We start from the raw sequence: 17186 nt of genomic DNA, 5'->3' as shown, positions 1-17186 counted from the left end.
GCCGGTAACCGGCGCAAGCCCGGGGCGGCCAACCCGAGTTCCCGTACGGATCTGGGAGACTTCTCGCATGCGGGTTTCCACCAAGTCCGACTACGCCCTCCGCGGCCTGATCGAGATCACGAGCCGCGACGACGCCGGTCCCGTCTCTGCAGAGGAGATCGGCCGCAAGCAGGACATCCCGCACGGCTTCTTGCAGGCGATCCTCGCCGACCTGCGCCGGGCGGGGATCGTGGTGAGCCAGCGCGGGCAGTCCGGCGGCTGGCGCCTGGCCCGCGCCGCCGACGACATCACCGTCGCCGACGTCATCAGGGCCGTCGACGGGCCGCTCGTGAGCGTGTACGGTCTGCGCCCCGAGGCTGTCTCGTACCAGGGCGGGGCCGAGGTCCTGCAGCACGTCTGGATCGCGGCGCGGGCGAGTCTGCGTGACGTGTTCGAGACCGTCACCATCCAGCACCTCGCGGACGGTGTGCTCCCCGACGCGGTGGAGGCGCTCACCAAGGACGACGACGCCTGGCAGCCGCACTGACGGCTCGAGGGCTCGGACGGCGTCGCGGGTCTCAACCCTCCGGGGTGACCCGGTCCTCCAGCACGAGGGGAAGCTCGGCGGTCCGCTCGCGCTCGCGTTCGAGGAGCGTCCGGGTCACCAGCACGGACGACGTGACGAGGCCGAGCACGAGCAGGCCGATCTGCAGCGGGATCGGACGGAAGCCCAGCAGAGCGAGGGTTCCTGACCACGCCGCGACCAGGGCGACGTGGGCCGCCAAGATGCGGAGGACGAGCACAAGACCTCCTCGGGGGAAGGGGTCTTCCCGAGCCTAGTGGTGCGTCTCTTCGCACCGTGCGCCGGGGCGGCTAGGTTGCTTGCATGACGACGACCGCGAACCCCTGGCGCGACGCGCTCAACAGCCTCGGCAGCACCTTCATGACCTCGACTCTCATCCGCTCGACGTCGAAGGACGCGGGCATGCCTGGCTCTGCTCTCTACTTCCGCGGGAGGGCCGGCGTCCTCGGTGACGTCTCCGCCGAGGCGGCGTACGACGTGATGGCGATCTTCTCGCGGCGGGTCGTCGACTCGATGTGGGAGCGCAGCGCCGACGTGACCCCGGAGAAGGCGGTCGAGCTCTACCTCGACGCCTGCCGCGGATGGGGCCGTGACCATCTCGTGGAGGACGCGGCGGCGACCCGGGCGACCGAGCTCCTCGAGCGCGTGCTGGACGAGGCCGCCCTCGCGCCGATGGTGCTCGCGCAGGGGTGGCAGCGCGCCCCGCGTGCCGACGACGTCCCGGCACGGCTGGCGCAGGCCACGATGGCGGTACGCGAGATCCGCGGAGGCCTCTACTTCGCGGCGCTCGCGCTCGTCGGGCTCCCGGTGCCGCGTGCGATGCTCGTCGACCCCCACGCGGGCCCGGAGGGGATGGCCTCGCTCGGTTGGAACGAGGAGGAGATCGACGAGGTGAAGTCGAGCCAGCGGCCCGGTGACGCCGCCCGGTGGCGAGACGCCGAGCGTGCGCTCGACGGAGCGTTCGTCGGCCTGCTCGGCGACGTCCTCGGCGAGGACGGGGTCAACGAGCTCGGTGAGGCGCTGCTCCAGGTCAAGCGCGTCGGCGAGGAGTAGCCGAGCCGAGCGCACCGACGCCCCTGCACCCGGGTGGGGTGCAGGGGCGTCGGCTCCCTCCGAGACGGGTCAGCGGGTCGCTGCGTGCCCGCCGCGCACGGCCGCGGCCGGCGCGGACAGCGCCTGTGCCTTGGCAGCGGCCGCCGCCTTGGCCTTGCGGCTGCCGTCGGGGTACAGACCCGACTTCGACTTCGTCAGCGTGAGCGTCGCGTGCGCGGCGGCGTCGCCGAGCTCGTCGAGCGCCTTGACGCTGAGGTTGGTGATGTCGTCGCACGCCTGGTGGTAGCACGGGTCGTACCACTCACCGGCCGTGCCGCCGTACACCGCGGCCTGCTCCTCGGTCTTCACGCCCTCGGCGCCGGAGAAGAGACCACCGGCGGGGATCCCGGCGGCGATGAACGGACCGTAGTCGGACCGGCCGTCGAAGTCCGTCGGCTCGCTGGCGAGACCCTTGCTCTCGAAGTAGTCGGTGAACACCGACTCGATCACGTCGGACCCCGGAGGACCGGACGGACCACCATCGGAGCCGTCACCGTCGTAGACGAACCGGACGTAGTTCGGCGAGCCGATCATGTCGAAGTTCAGGTTCGCGTAGATCTTCGAGCGCTGGTTCTCCGACAGCGTGTTCACGTAGTGCTCGGCGCCCAGCAGACCGGACTCCTCAGCACCCCAGAACGCGAAGCGCACCGGGCGGGCGAGCTTCTTGGTCAGCTTCAGGTCGGCCATCTCCTGCGCGATCGTCAGGATGCCGGCAGACCCGCTGCCGTTGTCGTTGATCCCCGGGCCTTCCGCGACCGAGTCGAGGTGCGCCCCGACGACCACGACCTGGTCCTTGTTCTTGATCTTCTTGAGCTGCTTGGCCGGCAGGTCGGCGATCACGTTCCAGGTGGTGCGGTCCGGGTCGTTCAGGACGTCGGTGCTCACGCTCAGGGTGACCGGGCCGTTCTCGAGCTGGTCGAGGATCGCCACGGCGTCGGCGTACGAGAGGCCGACGACGGGGATCGGCTTCTCTCCACCGAGCGTCCCGACCGACAGCTCGGTACGGCCCGGGTTGCCCTCGTTGAAGATGATGAGCGCGTCGTAGCCGGCAGCGGCAGCGTTGTCGGCCTTCACGGCGAAGTCGCAGCCGCCGCGCTGGACGAGCGCGACCGCAGGCTCAGCAGGCGCGGCGTCGAAGTCGCCGGGCTCGCAGCCTGCGGTGCTGCTGGGCTCCGGCGTCGCGGGGATGACATTGTTGTTCGCGGGGACCACGACGCCGGTGACGTCGCCGTCACCGGAGTACTGGTAGACGTCCGTCTCGTAGTCGGTCGGCGTCGGGGAGACCTGCGAGAGGGTCGGCGCAGAGAGCGACTGGAAGAAGGGGAAGCTGAACGCCTGCCGGCGGACGGTGTAGCCGGAGCGGCGCAGCTGCCGGGTGACGTAGTCGACGGATGCCTCGTACCCGGGGAGCCCGGAGGCGCGCGTGCCGTCGTTCTGGTTGGCGATCACCTGCAGCGCGCGCGCATGCTTCAGGATCCCGTCGACGGTGACAGCCTTGCGGAGCTGCGTCGTGTTGACGTCGTCGATGGCGCCTGCGGGTGCGGCGGTGGTGACCATGGTGGCGGCGACCACTGCTCCCAGGGCTCCGGTGAGTGCTTTTCGCACGTCGGACCTCCTCGTTGTGTCTGTCGGACCCGCCTCAACCTAGGTGAGACGTGGGTCACATGCCAGAGGTGACGTGAATTGACGGGGAGGTGCCGAACGAGAGGTGCGGTGGCGTGACGGATCGGGGACACCGCCGCATGACCCTCGCCGTGACGGGTACTGCCGACCTTCCCCACGACGAAGGCCCCGGACCGCTGGGTCCGGGGCCTTCGTGAGCGAGCGGGCGACGGGAATCGAACCCGCACTATCAGCTTGGGAAGCTGATGTTCTGCCATTGAACTACGCCCGCGAGGCGTCGTCGCCGAGGCGACGCGGACCACTCTATACGAGCACCGTCGACGCGTGCGCGCGCCCACCCCGTCCGCGATCGGCCGAGCAGAGGACGGGTCATTCCGCGACCAGCAGCTCCGTGTACGGCTCGCGCGGCCCGACGCTCGTCGCCGACGTCCCGCGGCGTACGTACTCCTTCCCCGGTGGCCACGTGGTGACGAGCTGGTCGTTGGCCGAGGAGTCCCAGCGCACGAACGCGACGTGCTCGACGTCCACGCGGAACAGGTGGAAGCGTCCCGGTTGCGGGCGCCACCCGAGGGCCTCGCCGACGGCTTCCGCATAGCGGCTCTGCACGTCGCGGTCGTCGACCGGCACAGCGCGTCCACGGAGCTTGAGCTCGCCGTCCGTACCCTCGGGGCCGGTGACGATGCTGTGGACCAGGATGCGTGGGTCGTGGGACACGTCCTTGGCCTTCGTCGAGCCCCACAGCATCGAGAGGAGCAGGTCGTCGCCGAGGACGAAGGGCTCGACAGGGCTCACGCGAGGAGTGCCGTCACGCCGCACGCTGGCGAGGAGCACGACTCCGGGGTCGAGGAGCCGACGCCGCGCGGCGTCGGCCAGCCGCGGCTGGCGGGAGACGAGATCGCTCCAACGCACGTCGACCTCCTGGAAGCGGTGTGGTGTCCACCGCCGACACTCGCAGGAGGGTCTGACAGGTCCGGCGTCAGTGCACCGTCACGTGGACGTGGTCGTAGTGGTTGGCCGTCGTCGAGCCCCGGTCCTCCATGAACCGCCAGCCCTCCGAGGACCGCTCGGTGGTCCAGATCTTCTGGGCCCAGATCACCTCGGAGACGCCCAGTCGAGAGGCGTTCGCGCGGACGTAGTCGGCGATCTGGTCACCGGTCGAGCCGGAGACCATGATGTCGAGCGCGTTGCCGGTGCCGTGCTCGCCGCCGTCGCCCGCGCGGACCCCGCCGTACGAGGTGACGCTGGGGAACTGCGCGCACACCGCGCGGTGGACCTTCACCGCGTTGGAGGAGAGCCCGCTCTCGACCGACGACCCGCTCGCGCAGGGCTTGCCCGACACGGAGGTGCTCGGGGAGTCGGAGTCGCTGCTGTCGCCACCCTCGGCCTCGTCGACCTCCTCGGGCTCGGCGGTGGCCTCGGCCATGCCGGCGACGAGTGAGGCGCGTGCGGTCGGGAGCGCCTGACGCTCGCTCGAGCGGCTGACCGCCACCTCGCGGCGCTCGGCGATGTGCTGCTCCAGGCTCGGCGCCGAGGCGAGCGCCTGCTCGGACGAGGACGCACTGGTCGCCGGCTGCGTGCCGACGGCTGCGGTGGTGAGGACCTGCGGTGCGGACGCACCCACGGTGGCGACGCCGGCGAGGACCAGGCCTGCCAGGGCCGCGGGGGTGCGGCGGGACCTCACGGAGAGACGCGACGCGGGGCGCAGCGCCCGCTTGCGCGGGGCGCGGTGCGCCTTCCTGCGGCCGGGGGTAGCCACAAGATTCACCTTCCAACGAGGACGAGGGACTTGGGCAGTCAAGCACACTTCCCCAACCGGGCCAAGGAGTGCGACAGACCGTCTGGGGGTTTCGTACGCTAGTTTCGGTTCTGTGCTGCTCTCCGACCGCGACATCCGCGCCGAGCTCGACAACGGCCGGATCGAGCTCGATCCCTACGACGACGCGATGATGCAGCCGTCCAGCATCGACGTGCGTCTCGACAAGTACTTCCGGGTCTTCGAGAACCATCGCTACCCGCACATCGACCCCGCCGAGGACCAGTCCGACCTCACCAAGGAGGTCACTGCGGCCGACGGTGGGCCGTTCATCCTGCACCCGGGGGAGTTCGTCCTCGGGTCGACGTACGAGCGTGTGGCGCTGCCCGTGGACGTGGCCGCCCGGGTCGAGGGGAAGTCCTCGCTGGGGCGCCTCGGCCTGCTCACCCACGCCACCGCAGGGTTCGTCGACCCCGGGTTCAACGGGCACGTGACGTTGGAGCTCGCCAACGTCGCGACGCTGCCGATCAAGCTCTACCCGGGCATGAAGATCGGCCAGCTCTGCTTCTTCCGGCTCTCCTCGCCGGCCGAGCACCCGTACGGCTCGGAGAGGTACGGCTCGCGCTACCAGGGGCAGCGCGGCCCGACGCCCTCGCGCTCGTACGCGAACTTTCACCGCACCCAGATCTGAGGCCAGACTGGGGGGATGCACATCCTTCCTGAGGTAGCCGACGCTCTCGCCGCCGGCCGTCCCGTCGTCGCGCTCGAGTCCACGATCATCTCCCACGGTCTCCCGCGTCCGCGCAACCTCGAGGCCGCGCGCGACTTCGAGCAGATCCTTCGGGACCGCGACGTCGTCCCGGCCACGATCGCGGTCGTCGACGGGGAGCCCTGCGTGGGGCTGGACGACGCGGCGCTGGAGAGGGTCGCCCTCGACGAGTCAGTCGTGAAGGTCAGCGTGCGCGACCTGCCGGTGGCGATGGCGACCGGCGCGTGCGGCGCGACCACGGTGGCGGCGACGGCGTACCTCGCCGCCAAGGCCGGCGTCCGCGTCTTCTCGACCGGGGGGCTCGGGGGCGTGCACCGCGGCGCCACCACGACCTTCGACGAGTCGGCCGACCTCACCGTCCTCGCGCACACCCCGGTCACCGTCGTCTCGGCGGGTGTGAAGTCGATCCTCGACATCCCGGCGACGCTGGAGCGGCTCGAGACGCTCAGCGTCACGGTCGTCGGTTACGGGACCGACCAGTTTCCGAGCTTCTGGCTGACCGAGTCCGGCGAGACCCTCGACTGGGCCGTGCCCGACGCCGACGGCGTCGCGGCGGTGATGGCGGCCAACGACGTCCTCGGGCGCAGCAGCGCGGTCCTCGTCGCCAACCCGCTGCCGTACGACAAGCAGCTCGACCCCCAGCTTCACCACGACGCCCTGACGCAGGCGCTCGCCGAGGCCGACCGCGAAGGCATCACCGGCAAAGACGTGAGCCCGTACCTGCTCTCGCGCATCGTCGAGCTCACCCGCGGCTCGAGCCTCGAGGTCAACCTCGACATCGCGGCGAACAACATCGCGGTCGGTGCGCAGATCGCCCGTGCGTGGAGTGCGCGCGGCTGAGCGCCCGGCGCCCGTACGCGAAAGACCGGTGACACCTCCCCTGCAGGTGTCACCGGTCTTCGGTAGTGCGAGCCGTACGGTCGTGGCTCACCGGGTCGGGGCGTAGCCCCGCGCGTGCGCGCGGTGCTCGCCGTCGATCCGGTCGGCGCTGCTGCGCAGCGTCCGGGCGAGACTCGCTCGCCAGGTCGGGCGCGGCATCGTCTGCTGACGCTGTCGCTGCTCGAGGGTGCGGTAGAACTCTTTCTCGCGCGCGTGCTCGAGGAAGAGATGGGTGTACTCGGTCATGGCTGTGCCCCCGTCATCGGGTGGTGCGAAGACCCGGGTGCGTCGGACGACCCGGGCGAAAGAAGTGCGCAGACCTCGAGGAGGCCGTAGGTCACCGCTGCGCGGCAGCGGGGTGCGATGCGGCTGGGCGAGCCTCGGTCACATCGGACGGGCGGGAGCGGTCGTCCCTCGGGGATCGACGTCCACCGTGTCAGCGAGCGTGCGGAGCGCGCTCGCGGCGCGTCCACGCCAGGAGGCGCGGCGGACGTCGCCGGCTCGCGCGCAGCCGTCGAGGCTACGCAGCCTTGCCTCACGCTGACGCATGAGGATCTCGTGCGTGTAGTCGTCCATCTTTCGCCTCCTTCTGACTCTCGTCGTGCAACGGACTCGAGCCTAGAGGGCGGGTCGCATGGTCCGCATCCGAATATTCGCCGGTAGCGTTCCGACCATGGCGCGCATCCTCGTGGTCGGTGACGTGGTCGACGACGTCATCGTCCGTCCCCTCACCTCCGTCACTCCGGCGAGCGACACGCCGGCGGCGATCCGCCGCCGCGACGGGGGCTCGGCCGCCAACGTCGCGGCCTGGCTCGGCTGGCAGGGCGCCGACGTCATGTTCGTGGGACGCGCGGGGCGCGACGGCGCGCAGCGCCACGCCGAGGCCCTGTCCCGGTTCGGCGTCGAGGCGCGTATCGCCGCCGACGGGGAGCACGACACCGCCACGATCGTGATCACGCTGGACGGGCGTGGCGAGCGGACCATGTACGTCGACCGGGCCGCCAACAGCGCGCTCGCCATGAAGGACGTGCCGTTGTCGGCGTGGAAGGACCTCCGCTGGCTCCACCTCACCGGCTACACCTTCTTCGACCCGGCGACCCGCCCGATGGCGCAGGAGCTCGTGCTCCGGGCCCGCGACCGGGGCGTGACGGTGTCGCTCGACCCGGGGTCGGTCGCGTTCCTCCGCGAGGCGGGGGTCGAGGAGTTCGCGCGGTGGACGTCTGGGGTCGACGTCGTGCTGCCGAACCTCGACGAGCTGCGCTGCATGACCGGGGAGGATGTCCCCGACCGTGCGGTGCTGGAGCTGTCGCGCTGGTATCCGACGGTCGTCGCGACGCTCGGCGACGTCGGGGCGGTCCAGATGACGCCCGACGGCTTCCTCGTACGCCAGCGTGCCGAGCCCGCCGACGTCGAGGACCTCACCGGTGCCGGTGACGCGTTCGCCGCCGGCTACATCGCGGCCAGCGCCGACGGCCTCGACCCGCAGCACGCGCTGCGCCGCGGCGCGGAGACCGCCGCGATCGCCGTCTCCCGTACGGGCGCGCGGCCGGTGCTCGGCGAGGCCCGCTCGGCGCTGTGACAGCAACGTGACCAGGGGATGGTCCCTCGCCTGCGCCAGGGCCGAGTCAGGGCTCGCCCCGGGTCGTTCCCCGATGCCGAGCGCGGTGCGCCACCGGCACCGTGGAGCCATGAACAGCTCAGGCAGCGGGGCGGCGATCGTATGATCCGCGCCCAGGCACTCACGAAGACGTACGGAGACAAGACCGCGGTCGACGCCATCGACTTCACGGTCAAGCCGGGCAGGGTCACCGGGTTCCTCGGGCCGAACGGCGCCGGCAAGTCGACCACCATGAGGATGATCCTCGGCCTGGACGCCCCGACGGCGGGCTCGGTGACCGTGAACGGGCACCGGCACCTCGCCTCGCCGGCACCCCTGCGCTCGATCGGCGCCCTGATCGAGGCCCAGGGGTTCCACCCCGGACGCAGCGCTCGCGACCACCTGCGCTGGCTCGCGGCGAGCAACGGCATCCCGACCACCCGCGTGGGAGAGGTGCTCGAGCTGGTGGGCCTCGAGAACGTCGCGGGCCAGCGGGCCGGCCGCTACTCGCTCGGCATGGGCCAGCGGCTCGGCATCGCGGCTGCGCTCATCGGGGATCCTCCGGTGGTCGTCCTCGACGAGCCGGTCAACGGCCTCGACCCCGAAGGCATCCGCTGGGTCCGCTCGCTCGCCCGCCGCCTCGCCGACGAGGGGCGGACGGTCTTCATCTCGAGCCACCTCATGACGGAGATGGCGCTCACGGCGGACCACCTCATCGTGATCGGCCGAGGCCAGATCCTGGCCGACTGCTCGACGGAGGACTTCATCGCGCGCCACGCAGCCTCGTACGTCCGGGTGAAGTCGCCCGCGCGCGCCGAGGTCGGTGCGCTGCTCGAGCGCGCAGGCCTGGAGGTCACGGTCGTGGACGACGCGCTGCACGTCCAGGGCACCGAGGCTGCGGCGATCGGCGACCTGATCCACGCGAAGGGCCTCGGTCTGCACGAGCTGACCCTCGTACGGTCCTCGCTCGAGGACGCGTTCATGACCCTGACCGCCTCGCACGTCGAGTACACGTCGAAGGCCCGAGAGGAGGTGGCGGCATGAGTACCGTGACCCAGAGCGTCCCGGCGGCGCCGGAGCAGGTGCTCCACCGCCAAGGCTTCGGTGACGTGCTCAGCGCCGAGTGGATCAAGCTGCGGTCGGTCCGCTCCACGTGGTGGACCCTCGCTGCTCTGGTCGGCCTCGGAGCCGGCCTCACGGTCGCGGTGTGCTGGGGCAACGCCGAGTGGCTGGCCAGCGCCGAGGCCGACGAGCCTCCCGGCGCGTTCCTCACCTGGGGCATGATGATCGCCCAGGTCACGGCCATCGTGCTCGGCGTGCTCGCGGTGACCAGCGAGTACGGCACGGGGATGATCAGGGCGACGTTCGCCGCCGTCCCCCGGCGGGGAAGGGTGTTCGCCGCGAAGGCGCTGCTCGTCGCGGTCCTGCTGTTCGTCACCGGGACGCTGACGGCGCTGGTCGGCTACCTCGGGGGCAACTACTTCCTCGACCGCGAGGGCATCGGCTTGGCGCTCGAGGGCGACGTGCTGCGCGCGATGTACGGCAGCGGCCTCTACATGGCCGGGCTCGGGCTCTTCGCTGTCGCCGTCGGCACCCTGCTGCGCCACACGGCGGCGGCGATCACGATCACGATCGCGGTGTGCTTCGTGGTGAGCAACATGGTGATGCTGATCCCCGGCGACGTCGGCCTCTTCCTCGAGCGGGTCATGCCGGGCAACGCCGGCACGGTGATCGCGACGCCGGAGACGTTCAACCCGAACCTGCTCGACGCGTGGCCGAGCTTCGCGATCTTCGCCGCGGAGGTCGCGGTGCTGCTCGCGGCAGCTGCCGTCGCGGTGCGCCGCCGCGACGCCTGAAAGACGAACGCGGCGTTCCGACCCACGGGGGGTCGGAACGCCTCGTCGTTGCTGCAGGTCGTGCTCTCAGGCCTTCGGGTGCCCGTGGCCCTCGTCGTCGACGTGGACGTTGGACTCCTCGGCGATCGCCTCGTTCTCGGCGGCGGTCCCGGGCTGCGGCTCGTCGAGCTTCTCGCCCTGGCCCTCCGGGCGCTCGAGGACGGCGGTCGCGGTGGCCGCCATGCCGGCGTCGGCGGCGGTCGCGTCCGGACCCGGCTCGGTCGCCTCGGCCGTGTCCTTGCCGCGCTTGACGCCGGCGAGGAGCAGCTGCGCGACGTCGAGAACCTCGACCTCCTCGCGCGCCGCGCCGTCGGCCTGCTTGGCGGTGAGGCCGTCGGCGAGCATCACGCGGCAGAACGGGCAGCCCACGGCGATCTGGTCGGCACCGGTGTCGATCGCCTCCTGGGTGCGGTTGAGGTTGATCCGCTCGCCGAGCGTCTCCTCCATCCACATGCGGGCGCCGCCGGCGCCGCAGCAGAACGACCGCTCGGAGTTGCGCGGCATCTCCTTGAGCTCGGCGTTCGGGATGACGTTGAGCAGCTCGCGCGGCGCCTCGTACACCTGGTTGTGGCGGCCGAGGAAGCACGGGTCGTGGTACGTGATCGTCTTGCCGGCCACGCCGCTCTCGGCCGGCGCCACCGGGGTGAGCTTGCCCTCGCGCACGAGGCGGTTGAGCAGCTGGGTGTGGTGGACGACCTCGAGCTCGACACCGAAGTCGGCGTACTCGTTCTTGAGCGTGTTGAAGCAGTGGGCGCAGGTCGAGACGACCTTCTTGACCTTGGTCTCCTTGAAGACCTCGGCGTTCTGCATGGCGAGCTGGGCGAAGACGATCTCGTTGCCCGCACGTCGCGCGGGGTCACCGGTGCAGGTCTCGCCGTCGCCCAGGACGGCGAAGCTCACGCCCGCGGTGTCGAGCAGCTCGGCGACCGCCTGCGTCGTCTTCTTGGCGCGGTCCTCGTAGGCGCCGGCGCAGCCGACCCAGAACAGCCACTCGACCTCGTCGAGGTCCTCGACGTCCACCCCGACCTGCTTGACCTCGAAGTCGAGGTCCTTGGCCCAGTCCATGCGGTTCTTGGGGGACATGCCCCAGGGGTTCCCCTTGCGCTCAAGGCCCTTGAAGATGTTGTTGAGCTCGGTGGGGAAGTTCGACTCGACGAGCACCTGGTAGCGGCGCATGTCGAGGATGTGGTCGACGTGCTCGATGTCGACCGGGCACTGCTGGACGCACGCGCCGCAGTTGGTGCAGGACCAGAGCACGTCGGGGTCGATCACGCCGTACATCGACTCGTCGCCGATCAGCGGGCGCTCGGCCTCCTTGACGACCTCCTCGGGCAGGCCCTCGCGGCCGTCCTCGCCGGCCAGCACGTACGGGGACTTCGCGTACGCGTGCTCACGCAGGCCCATCACGAGCAGCTTCGGGGAGAGCGGCTTGTCGGTGTTCCACGCAGGGCACTGGCTCTGGCAGCGGCCGCACTCGGTGCAGGTGGTGAAGTCGAGGATGCCCTTCCAGGAGAAGTCCTCGACCGCCCCGACGCCGAGCTTGTTGAAGTCCTCCTCCTCGAGGTCCTCCATCTTCTCGAGGTCGAGCGGCTCGCCCTTGATGTAGATCGGCTGCAGGCCGCCCAGCGCCGTACGGCCCGACGACTCGCGCTTGAACCAGATGTTGACCCACGCGGTGAAGCGGTGCCACGCGACGCCCATCGTGATGTTGAGCGAGATGGTGATCAGCCAGGTCATCGAGATGGCGATCTTGACCATCGCGACCGCGTAGATGGTCGTCTCCAGCGCGCTCGCGGACATGCCGGAGAAGATCTCCCCGAGCCAGAACGTGCCGGGGAAGTGCGCGAACGTCGCCTTGGACGGGTCGTCGATGCTGAACAGCGCGTACTCGAGGCCGCGGAGCAGGAAGCCGCAGACGACGACGGCGAGGATGACCGCCTCGACGAAGTAGGCCTGCCAGAACGTCGAGCCGAAGAAGCGGGACTGGCGTCCGAGCTGGTTCGGCTTGTTCCGCTGGCGGACGAAGATCAGGTAGAGGATGCCGATCAGGGTCAGCCACGAGAACAGGTCGGCGACCCACTGGTAGACGACCCAGTGGCCGATGATCGGCAGCACCGCGTGGGCGTCGAAGATCTGGAAGTACGCCGCGGCGACCATCGAGCTCAGCAGGATGAAGCCCGCGAAGACGAACCAGTGCATGACACCGATCCAGCTCCACTGGAGCATCCGCGTGTGGCCGATGGTCTCGACCAGCATGTTCTTCCAGCGGGCACCCTTGTTGTCGGTGCGCACGCCACGCGTCGGGCCACCCATCCGGACCACGCGCACCATCTGCGTGACCGCCTTGGCGGCCAGTGCGACGGCGACGGCGGTGATGGCCAGCGACACGATGATCGCGACGACCTGCATGCTCTTCTCCTGCCGGGAGTAGTACGGTCAAGCGAACCTTAGCCCCAGAGGCCGTGATCCTACGGGTAAGGCTTCCCAAACACTACCCGCCGGTAACATCTCGCGCCCTCCGGGGCCACCGCCTCGGCGGTGACTCTGGTCCCATCGGGCGCGTTCGGGTGGGACCAGGCTCACCGCTCGCGTAGGCTGAGGGCAGCCGTGAGGCTCCGGACGAGGGTGACGTACCCGGTGATGCGAAGACGTCGCGTTCTGCTCGTCCGCGATCAAGGAGCTCTCGTCATGGCATGGCTCGTCCTCGTCGTCTCCGGCGTCCTCGAAGCCGTCTGGGCCACCGCGCTCGGCCGCTCCGACGGCCTCACCAAGGTCGTCCCCACCGCCGTCTTCGGCGTCACCGTCGTGCTCAGCATGGTCGGCCTGGCGTACGCGATGCGCAGCCTGCCGACCGGCACCGCGTACGCCGTGTGGGTCGGGATCGGCGCCTCGCTGACCGTGGCCTACGGGATGGTCGCCGGTGGCGAGCCCGTGTCGGCGCTGCGCATCCTCTTCCTCGCGATGATCGTCGGAGGCGTGATCGGCCTGAAGGCCGTGGACTGAGCAGCCGCCGGTCGTCCCGGCCGGCTCAGCCGCCGAGCAGTCCGAGGTGGCCGAGGGCCTGACGCAGCAGCGCGCCCCGGCCGCCCTCCATCTCCGCGGCGACCGCGTCGCTCGCGGCCTCCTCGGGCGTGAACCAGGTGAGCTCGAGCGCGTCCTGCCGAGGCTGGCACTCGCCGGAGACCGGTACGACGTACGCCAGCGCGACCGCGTGCTGGCGTGGGTCGGAGAACTGCGACGCGCCGGGGTACGGGAAGTACTCGGTGACCGCGAAGGGCACCGTGCTCACCGGCAGCACGGGGAAGGCGGTCGGGCCCAGGTCCTTCTCGAGGTGACGCATCAGGGCGTCGCGCACACGCTCGCCGTGCATCACCCGACCGCTGACGAACGAGCGCGCGATGGTGCCGGTGTGCTGGGCGCCGCGCAGCAGCAGACCGACCTCGGTCACGAGCCCGTCGGGGTCCGTCCGTACGGGGACCGCCTCGACGTAGAGCATCGGGACGCGCTTGCGGGTCTCGTCGAGGTCGTGCTCGGACAGCCAGCCGGGGTTCGGGTCGGGCGTGCGTACCGTCATGCGGTCCATCCTTACCCATGCGCCCGCCGCCGTGCGTACGGTGGCGAGGTGGACGCCGTCGTTCGCCTCCGCAGCGCACCGGGGCGCTGGCTCCTGGTCGCGACCGTGCTGGGTTCGAGCATGGCGATGCTCGACGGCACGGTGGTCAACGTCGCGCTGCCGACCATCGGCGAAGACCTGGGCGCCGACGTCGGCGGGCTCCAGTGGGTGGTCAACGGCTACACGCTCGCACTGGCCTCACTGATCCTCCTCGGCGGTGCCCTCGGCGACCGGTGGGGGAGGCGGCGCGTCTACGTCGTCGGGGTGGTGTGGTTCGCGGTGGCGTCGCTGCTGTGCGGGATCGCCCCGAACGTGGAGATGCTCGTCGCCGCGCGGGTCCTCCAGGGGATCGGCGGAGCGCTGCTGACGCCGGGCAGCCTCGCGCTCATCTCGGCGTCGTTCGACCCCGACGACCGAGGAGCCGCGATCGGCGCCTGGTCGGGCCTCGGTGGCGTCGCGACGGCGCTCGGCCCGCTCCTCGGCGGCTGGCTCGTCGAGGCGGTGAGCTGGCGCGCGGTGTTCCTGCTCAACCTGCCCTTCGCCGTCGCGATCGTCTGGATCTGCGCCCGCCACGTCCCGGAGAGCAGGGACCCAGACGCGCCGGCACGCTTCGACCTGCTCGGCGTGGCCCTCACCGCCGGCGGTCTCGCCGCGCTCACGTACGGGCTCATCGGCTCGACGACCTGGATCGCGGTGGCCGGGCTCGTGGTTCTCCTGCTGTTCGTGGCGCAGGAGCGTCGCAGCCCGAACCCGCTGGTGCCGCTGGGACTGTTCGCCGACCGCGTGTTCGCCGGCGCGAACCTCGTGACGTTCGCGGTGTACGCGGCGCTGGGGGCGGTCTTCTTCTTCCTCGTCGTCCAGCTCCAGGTCGTGGCGGGCTACTCCCCGCTGGCGGCCGGTGCCGCGACGTTGCCGGTCACCGTGCTGATGCTGCTGTTCTCGCCGGCGGCGGGGCGGCTCGGCACCACGATCGGCCCCCGCCTGCCGATGACCGTCGGCCCGCTGGTCGCGGCGGTCGGGCTCGTGCTCCTGCTCCGCGTCGGGGAGGATGCGTCGTACCTCGTCGACGTCGCCCCTGGTGTCGTCGTCTTCGGAGTCGGCCTCACGATCCTGGTGTCGCCGCTGACCACCGCGGTCCTCGCTGCCGCGCCGGACCACCTTGCGGGGACCGCGTCCGGGGTCAACAACGCGGTCGCCCGTACGGCGCAGCTCCTCGCCGTCGCCGCGCTCCCGCCGCTGGTCGGGGTGGTGGGCGGTGCGCTGTCCGACCCGGTGCTCTTCGACGACGGCTTCGACCAGGCGATGCTCGTCTGCGCCGGGCTGCTGGTCGTCGGAGGCGTCCTCGCGTGGACGACCGTCCGCGACCGGCCGCGCACGCACGGCATCCCGGTCGAGGAGCAGCCGGGCTGCGACCTCGCCGGGCCGCGTCCCTACCCGAACGAGGCGCCGACCCCTAAGCCGTGACGGTCTCGGTCGACACCGTCGGGCTGGACGCCGACGTGCTGAGCGCCCCGTGCACGGCGCGCTGGAAGGCCAGGACGTCGTCGGGGACGCTGTGCAGGCAGTTGCGTCCGTACGCGACGTCGGTGCACCACGTGCGCATCCGCTCGACGGCGGCGGCGTCGGGCGACGTCTCGGCGAGGGAGAGCAGGTCGGCGCCGCCGAGGACGGTGAGCAGCGCCGTCTCGCGCGGCCCGAGCACGGGATCGGAGGACGAGGCGTGCGTGCCGGACGACGTCGCCAGGATGCTCGTGAGGTCGGCGCGCGTCGCCTCCGCCATCGCCGGGGCGGTCATGTGCCAGCGCACGAGGATCTTGAGGACGAGCGTGCGGTGCTCGTCGCGGCGTACGAGGCCGCGCGCCGCCATCGTGTCGAGGACCGTCTCGGTGAGGCCGGGCGCGAGGTGGTGGATCGCATCGCGGACCTGCAGCGGGATCTGCCCCGTGAGGCGCGAGAGCCCGCAGCCCAGGACGGGGTGGGTCGGCGCGGTGTTGACCAGGCCGAGCGACCCCGACGCGTCGAGGCGCAGATGCCCGGCGTGGGCGAGGTCGAGCAGGAGCGCACCCGCGAGCGCCCGGTTGACGGTGGACGGGTTGGCGCGCGTCCTCCCGGTCTCGGGATCGAGCGCGAGCAGAGCGAGTTCCTCGGCGACCAGCATGCGGCGAGGCTACTCGTGATCTTGCTCACAGACCAGGGTCTTAGGTCCCGGCCCGCCCCCAGCTGCCGCGGTGCACGACCTCCGAGAGCGGGCGGCGTCCACGCGCACGAGAGCCCTCGAGGTCGTCGGCCGCACGGTACCCGACCGTGATCGCCCCGACCGGGTCGTACCCGTCGGGCACCCCGAAGGTCGTCCGCAGCGAGGAGAGGCGCGACGGCGGGACGCCGAAGAAGCACGCGCCCAGGCCTTCGTCGACCGCGGTGAGAAGGATGAGCAGCGAGGCCATGCCGGTGTCGACGTACCAGTAGGGGGCAACCCACCGCGACTCGTCGCGGTCGGTCCATCCCTTGTCGGGCTCGGCGTAGCGGTCGAGGTAGGCGCCCTTGTGCGCGAACGGGACGATCACCACCGGCGCGTCGCGCATGCCGCGCAGCCAGCGTGAGGGGGAGGCCGCGCGCTCGGGCGGGGTCGTGGCCTCCCAGAACCGTGTGACGTCCTCGGGGGTGTCGAGCACGAGGAACGCCCACCCCTGGCTGAACCCGGCGCTCGGTGCGCGGGTGGCGTGCTCCAGCATCCGGTCGACGACCTCGCGCGGCACCGGGCGCGAGTCGTACGCGCGGACCATCCGCCGGCGGCGGACGACCTCGCGGAGCTCCACCTCAGGCCCCGGGCGCCAGGTGCACGTCGGCGGCCTCGGCCTCCTCGTCGTACCCGTCCTTGGGCCTGCCGAGGCGGGCGCGCAGGTTGCGTCGCGAGATCAGCAGGAGGTCCCACGTTCCGGTGTCGACCATGTCCGGGTCGAGGTGCTCGAGCGCGCGGATGCCGATGTTGAGCCACCGCTCGGCAGCGAGCGGCTCGCCCCCCTCGTCGAAGAGGTCGGCCATGTAGTGGGCCGACAGCGGCGTGATGTGGCCGGACTTGCGGTAGCGGTCGGCGTACGGCGACGGATCGAGCCCGCGGCTCAGTGCGGCACCGACGCGCACCACGTCCGGGTGGATCGCGGAGACGCCGTCAGCGACGTCGGCCTGAGCGAGGACCTCCTCCTGACGCTCGTAGGCGCCGGCGTACCCGAGGAACTCTGACGCGGCGACGAGCAGCGAGCGCGGGTTGACGTCGTCGACGAGCTCGTAGGCGTCGGACGTCGCGTACTCGATCAGCTTCTCGGCCTTCTCGCGCGCCGAGAGGGCGGACTCCTCGACGGCATCGGCCTCGTCCCGCGTGATGCGCATGCTGCCAGTATCACCT

At 71.1% G+C, this 17186-nt stretch carries 20 protein-coding genes, 1 tRNA gene and 1 riboswitch; of the genes, 9 read left to right on the top strand and 12 right to left on the bottom strand.

Annotated elements, in window-relative coordinates; translation table 11 throughout:
• Nucleotides 1–67 precede the first annotated feature (67 nt).
• On the top strand, nucleotides 68–526 hold the full coding sequence (locus NYZ95_RS09785) for an RrF2 family transcriptional regulator (protein WP_262851084.1): 459 nt from the start codon (nucleotides 68–70) through the stop codon (nucleotides 524–526).
• A gap of 31 nt (nucleotides 527–557) precedes the next feature.
• Here NYZ95_RS09785 and NYZ95_RS09780 read toward each other — a convergent pair whose 3' ends face one another.
• Nucleotides 558–782, bottom strand: a complete 225-nt coding sequence (locus NYZ95_RS09780) for a hypothetical protein (RefSeq protein ID WP_262851083.1) — start codon at nucleotides 780–782, stop codon at nucleotides 558–560.
• A gap of 83 nt (nucleotides 783–865) precedes the next feature.
• On the opposite strand from NYZ95_RS09780, the gene NYZ95_RS09775 reads away from it, so the two are divergent.
• Nucleotides 866–1615 carry an SCO6745 family protein gene (locus tag NYZ95_RS09775; protein WP_262851082.1) on the top strand — a complete coding sequence of 250 codons (750 nt, stop codon included), beginning with the start codon at nucleotides 866–868 and terminating at the stop codon, nucleotides 1613–1615.
• A gap of 69 nt (nucleotides 1616–1684) precedes the next feature.
• Here NYZ95_RS09775 and NYZ95_RS09770 read toward each other — a convergent pair whose 3' ends face one another.
• The 4 genes from NYZ95_RS09770 to NYZ95_RS09755 all read right to left on the bottom strand — a co-directional run bounded on the left by NYZ95_RS09770 (nucleotide 1685) and on the right by NYZ95_RS09755 (nucleotide 5033).
• Nucleotides 1685–3259, bottom strand: a complete 1575-nt coding sequence (locus NYZ95_RS09770; RefSeq protein ID WP_262851081.1) for a M20/M25/M40 family metallo-hydrolase — start codon at nucleotides 3257–3259, stop codon at nucleotides 1685–1687.
• Nucleotides 3260–3477: 218 nt separating this feature from the next.
• Nucleotides 3478–3548: transfer RNA gene (locus NYZ95_RS09765), tRNA-Gly, on the bottom strand.
• Nucleotides 3549–3646: 98 nt separating this feature from the next.
• A complete protein-coding gene (locus NYZ95_RS09760) occupies nucleotides 3647–4186 on the bottom strand; it encodes a pyridoxamine 5'-phosphate oxidase family protein (protein WP_262851080.1) in 540 nt (179 codons plus the stop codon).
• 67 nt (nucleotides 4187–4253) lie between these two features.
• Nucleotides 4254–5033, bottom strand: a complete 780-nt coding sequence (locus NYZ95_RS09755; RefSeq protein ID WP_262851079.1) for a VldE C-terminal domain-containing protein — start codon at nucleotides 5031–5033, stop codon at nucleotides 4254–4256.
• Nucleotides 5034–5145: 112 nt separating this feature from the next.
• Here NYZ95_RS09755 and dcd point away from each other — a divergent pair, with 112 nt between their 5' ends.
• Together dcd and NYZ95_RS09745 are read left to right on the top strand one after the other, a co-directional pair.
• Nucleotides 5146–5721: a dCTP deaminase gene (gene dcd / locus NYZ95_RS09750; protein WP_262851078.1), complete on the top strand. Its 576-nt coding sequence runs from the start codon at nucleotides 5146–5148 to the stop codon at nucleotides 5719–5721.
• A gap of 15 nt (nucleotides 5722–5736) precedes the next feature.
• Nucleotides 5737–6639 carry a pseudouridine-5'-phosphate glycosidase gene (locus NYZ95_RS09745; RefSeq protein ID WP_262851077.1) on the top strand — a complete coding sequence of 301 codons (903 nt, stop codon included), beginning with the start codon at nucleotides 5737–5739 and terminating at the stop codon, nucleotides 6637–6639.
• An 87-nt stretch (nucleotides 6640–6726) separates the two neighbouring features.
• Here the strand turns inward: NYZ95_RS09745 and NYZ95_RS09740 are convergent, their stop codons facing one another.
• Both NYZ95_RS09740 and NYZ95_RS09735 read right to left on the bottom strand, forming a co-directional pair.
• Nucleotides 6727–6924: a hypothetical protein gene (locus tag NYZ95_RS09740; protein WP_262851076.1), complete on the bottom strand. Its 198-nt coding sequence runs from the start codon at nucleotides 6922–6924 to the stop codon at nucleotides 6727–6729.
• 138 nt (nucleotides 6925–7062) lie between these two features.
• Complete coding sequence (locus NYZ95_RS09735) at nucleotides 7063–7254, bottom strand: hypothetical protein (protein ID WP_262851075.1); 192 nt, start codon at nucleotides 7252–7254, stop codon at nucleotides 7063–7065.
• A gap of 97 nt (nucleotides 7255–7351) precedes the next feature.
• Here NYZ95_RS09735 and NYZ95_RS09730 point away from each other — a divergent pair, with 97 nt between their 5' ends.
• From NYZ95_RS09730 to NYZ95_RS09720, 3 genes are all read left to right on the top strand, one after another.
• Nucleotides 7352–8257 carry a carbohydrate kinase family protein gene (locus tag NYZ95_RS09730; RefSeq protein WP_262851074.1) on the top strand — a complete coding sequence of 302 codons (906 nt, stop codon included), beginning with the start codon at nucleotides 7352–7354 and terminating at the stop codon, nucleotides 8255–8257.
• A gap of 141 nt (nucleotides 8258–8398) precedes the next feature.
• Complete coding sequence (locus NYZ95_RS09725; protein WP_262851073.1) at nucleotides 8399–9319, top strand: ABC transporter ATP-binding protein; 921 nt, start codon at nucleotides 8399–8401, stop codon at nucleotides 9317–9319.
• Nucleotides 9316–10131, top strand: coding sequence for an ABC-2 transporter permease family protein (locus tag NYZ95_RS09720; protein ID WP_262851072.1), 816 nt, complete (start codon nucleotides 9316–9318; stop codon nucleotides 10129–10131). Before NYZ95_RS09725 ends, NYZ95_RS09720 begins: the two co-directional genes overlap by 4 nt.
• A 66-nt stretch (nucleotides 10132–10197) precedes the next feature.
• Here NYZ95_RS09720 and NYZ95_RS09715 read toward each other — a convergent pair whose 3' ends face one another.
• Nucleotides 10198–12579, bottom strand: coding sequence for a (Fe-S)-binding protein (locus NYZ95_RS09715; protein ID WP_262851071.1), 2382 nt, complete (start codon nucleotides 12577–12579; stop codon nucleotides 10198–10200).
• Nucleotides 12580–12769: 190 nt separating this feature from the next.
• Nucleotides 12770–12828, top strand: a riboswitch (guanidine-III (ykkC-III) riboswitch).
• A gap of 30 nt (nucleotides 12829–12858) precedes the next feature.
• Between NYZ95_RS09715 and NYZ95_RS09710 the strand changes: the two genes are divergently transcribed.
• Nucleotides 12859–13173 (top strand): DMT family transporter, encoded by a 315-nt coding sequence (locus tag NYZ95_RS09710; RefSeq protein WP_262851070.1) that lies wholly within the window; start codon nucleotides 12859–12861, stop codon nucleotides 13171–13173.
• Between the two features lie 25 nt (nucleotides 13174–13198).
• Here the strand turns inward: NYZ95_RS09710 and NYZ95_RS09705 are convergent, their stop codons facing one another.
• Nucleotides 13199–13744: an NUDIX hydrolase family protein gene (locus NYZ95_RS09705; protein WP_262851069.1), complete on the bottom strand. Its 546-nt coding sequence runs from the start codon at nucleotides 13742–13744 to the stop codon at nucleotides 13199–13201.
• Between the two features lie 48 nt (nucleotides 13745–13792).
• Here NYZ95_RS09705 and NYZ95_RS09700 point away from each other — a divergent pair, with 48 nt between their 5' ends.
• Nucleotides 13793–15247 (top strand): MFS transporter, encoded by a 1455-nt coding sequence (locus NYZ95_RS09700; protein ID WP_262851068.1) that lies wholly within the window; start codon nucleotides 13793–13795, stop codon nucleotides 15245–15247.
• Here NYZ95_RS09700 and NYZ95_RS09695 read toward each other — a convergent pair.
• The 3 genes from NYZ95_RS09695 to NYZ95_RS09685 are packed head-to-tail and all read right to left on the bottom strand — an operon-like array spanning nucleotide 15237 to nucleotide 17170.
• Nucleotides 15237–15941 (bottom strand): GOLPH3/VPS74 family protein, encoded by a 705-nt coding sequence (locus NYZ95_RS09695; RefSeq protein WP_262851067.1) that lies wholly within the window; start codon nucleotides 15939–15941, stop codon nucleotides 15237–15239. The genes NYZ95_RS09700 and NYZ95_RS09695 overlap by 11 nt on opposite strands.
• Nucleotides 15942–15981: 40 nt before the next feature.
• On the bottom strand, nucleotides 15982–16599 hold the full coding sequence (locus NYZ95_RS09690) for a nitroreductase family protein (RefSeq protein ID WP_262851066.1): 618 nt from the start codon (nucleotides 16597–16599) through the stop codon (nucleotides 15982–15984).
• A gap of 1 nt (nucleotide 16600) precedes the next feature.
• A complete protein-coding gene (locus NYZ95_RS09685) occupies nucleotides 16601–17170 on the bottom strand; it encodes a hypothetical protein (protein WP_262851065.1) in 570 nt (189 codons plus the stop codon).
• Between the last annotated feature and the right edge of the window lie 16 nt (nucleotides 17171–17186).

This window comes from Mumia quercus, from assembly GCF_025506335.1.
GTDB classification, from domain to species: Bacteria; Actinomycetota; Actinomycetes; order Propionibacteriales; family Nocardioidaceae; genus Mumia; species Mumia quercus.
The sequence above is the reverse complement of the archived record's forward strand: the minus strand, read 5'-3'. Positions and strand labels throughout refer to the sequence as shown.

Coding starts and splice junctions, on each gene's coding strand:
- NYZ95_RS09785 (WP_262851084.1), top strand. CDS start 68: ATGCGGGTTTCCACCAAGTCCGACTACGCCCTCCGCGGCCTGATCGAG.
- NYZ95_RS09775 (WP_262851082.1), top strand. CDS start 866: ATGACGACGACCGCGAACCCCTGGCGCGACGCGCTCAACAGCCTCGGC.
- NYZ95_RS09745 (WP_262851077.1), top strand. CDS start 5,737: ATGCACATCCTTCCTGAGGTAGCCGACGCTCTCGCCGCCGGCCGTCCC.
- NYZ95_RS09740 (WP_262851076.1), bottom strand. CDS start 6,924: ATGACCGAGTACACCCATCTCTTCCTCGAGCACGCGCGCGAGAAAGAG.
- NYZ95_RS09735 (WP_262851075.1), bottom strand. CDS start 7,254: ATGGACGACTACACGCACGAGATCCTCATGCGTCAGCGTGAGGCAAGG.
- NYZ95_RS09730 (WP_262851074.1), top strand. CDS start 7,352: ATGGCGCGCATCCTCGTGGTCGGTGACGTGGTCGACGACGTCATCGTC.
- NYZ95_RS09725 (WP_262851073.1), top strand. CDS start 8,399: ATGATCCGCGCCCAGGCACTCACGAAGACGTACGGAGACAAGACCGCG.
- NYZ95_RS09720 (WP_262851072.1), top strand. CDS start 9,316: ATGAGTACCGTGACCCAGAGCGTCCCGGCGGCGCCGGAGCAGGTGCTC.
- NYZ95_RS09715 (WP_262851071.1), bottom strand. CDS start 12,579: ATGCAGGTCGTCGCGATCATCGTGTCGCTGGCCATCACCGCCGTCGCC.
- NYZ95_RS09710 (WP_262851070.1), top strand. CDS start 12,859: ATGGCATGGCTCGTCCTCGTCGTCTCCGGCGTCCTCGAAGCCGTCTGG.
- NYZ95_RS09705 (WP_262851069.1), bottom strand. CDS start 13,744: ATGACGGTACGCACGCCCGACCCGAACCCCGGCTGGCTGTCCGAGCAC.
- NYZ95_RS09695 (WP_262851067.1), bottom strand. CDS start 15,941: ATGCTGGTCGCCGAGGAACTCGCTCTGCTCGCGCTCGATCCCGAGACC.
- NYZ95_RS09685 (WP_262851065.1), bottom strand. CDS start 17,170: ATGCGCATCACGCGGGACGAGGCCGATGCCGTCGAGGAGTCCGCCCTC.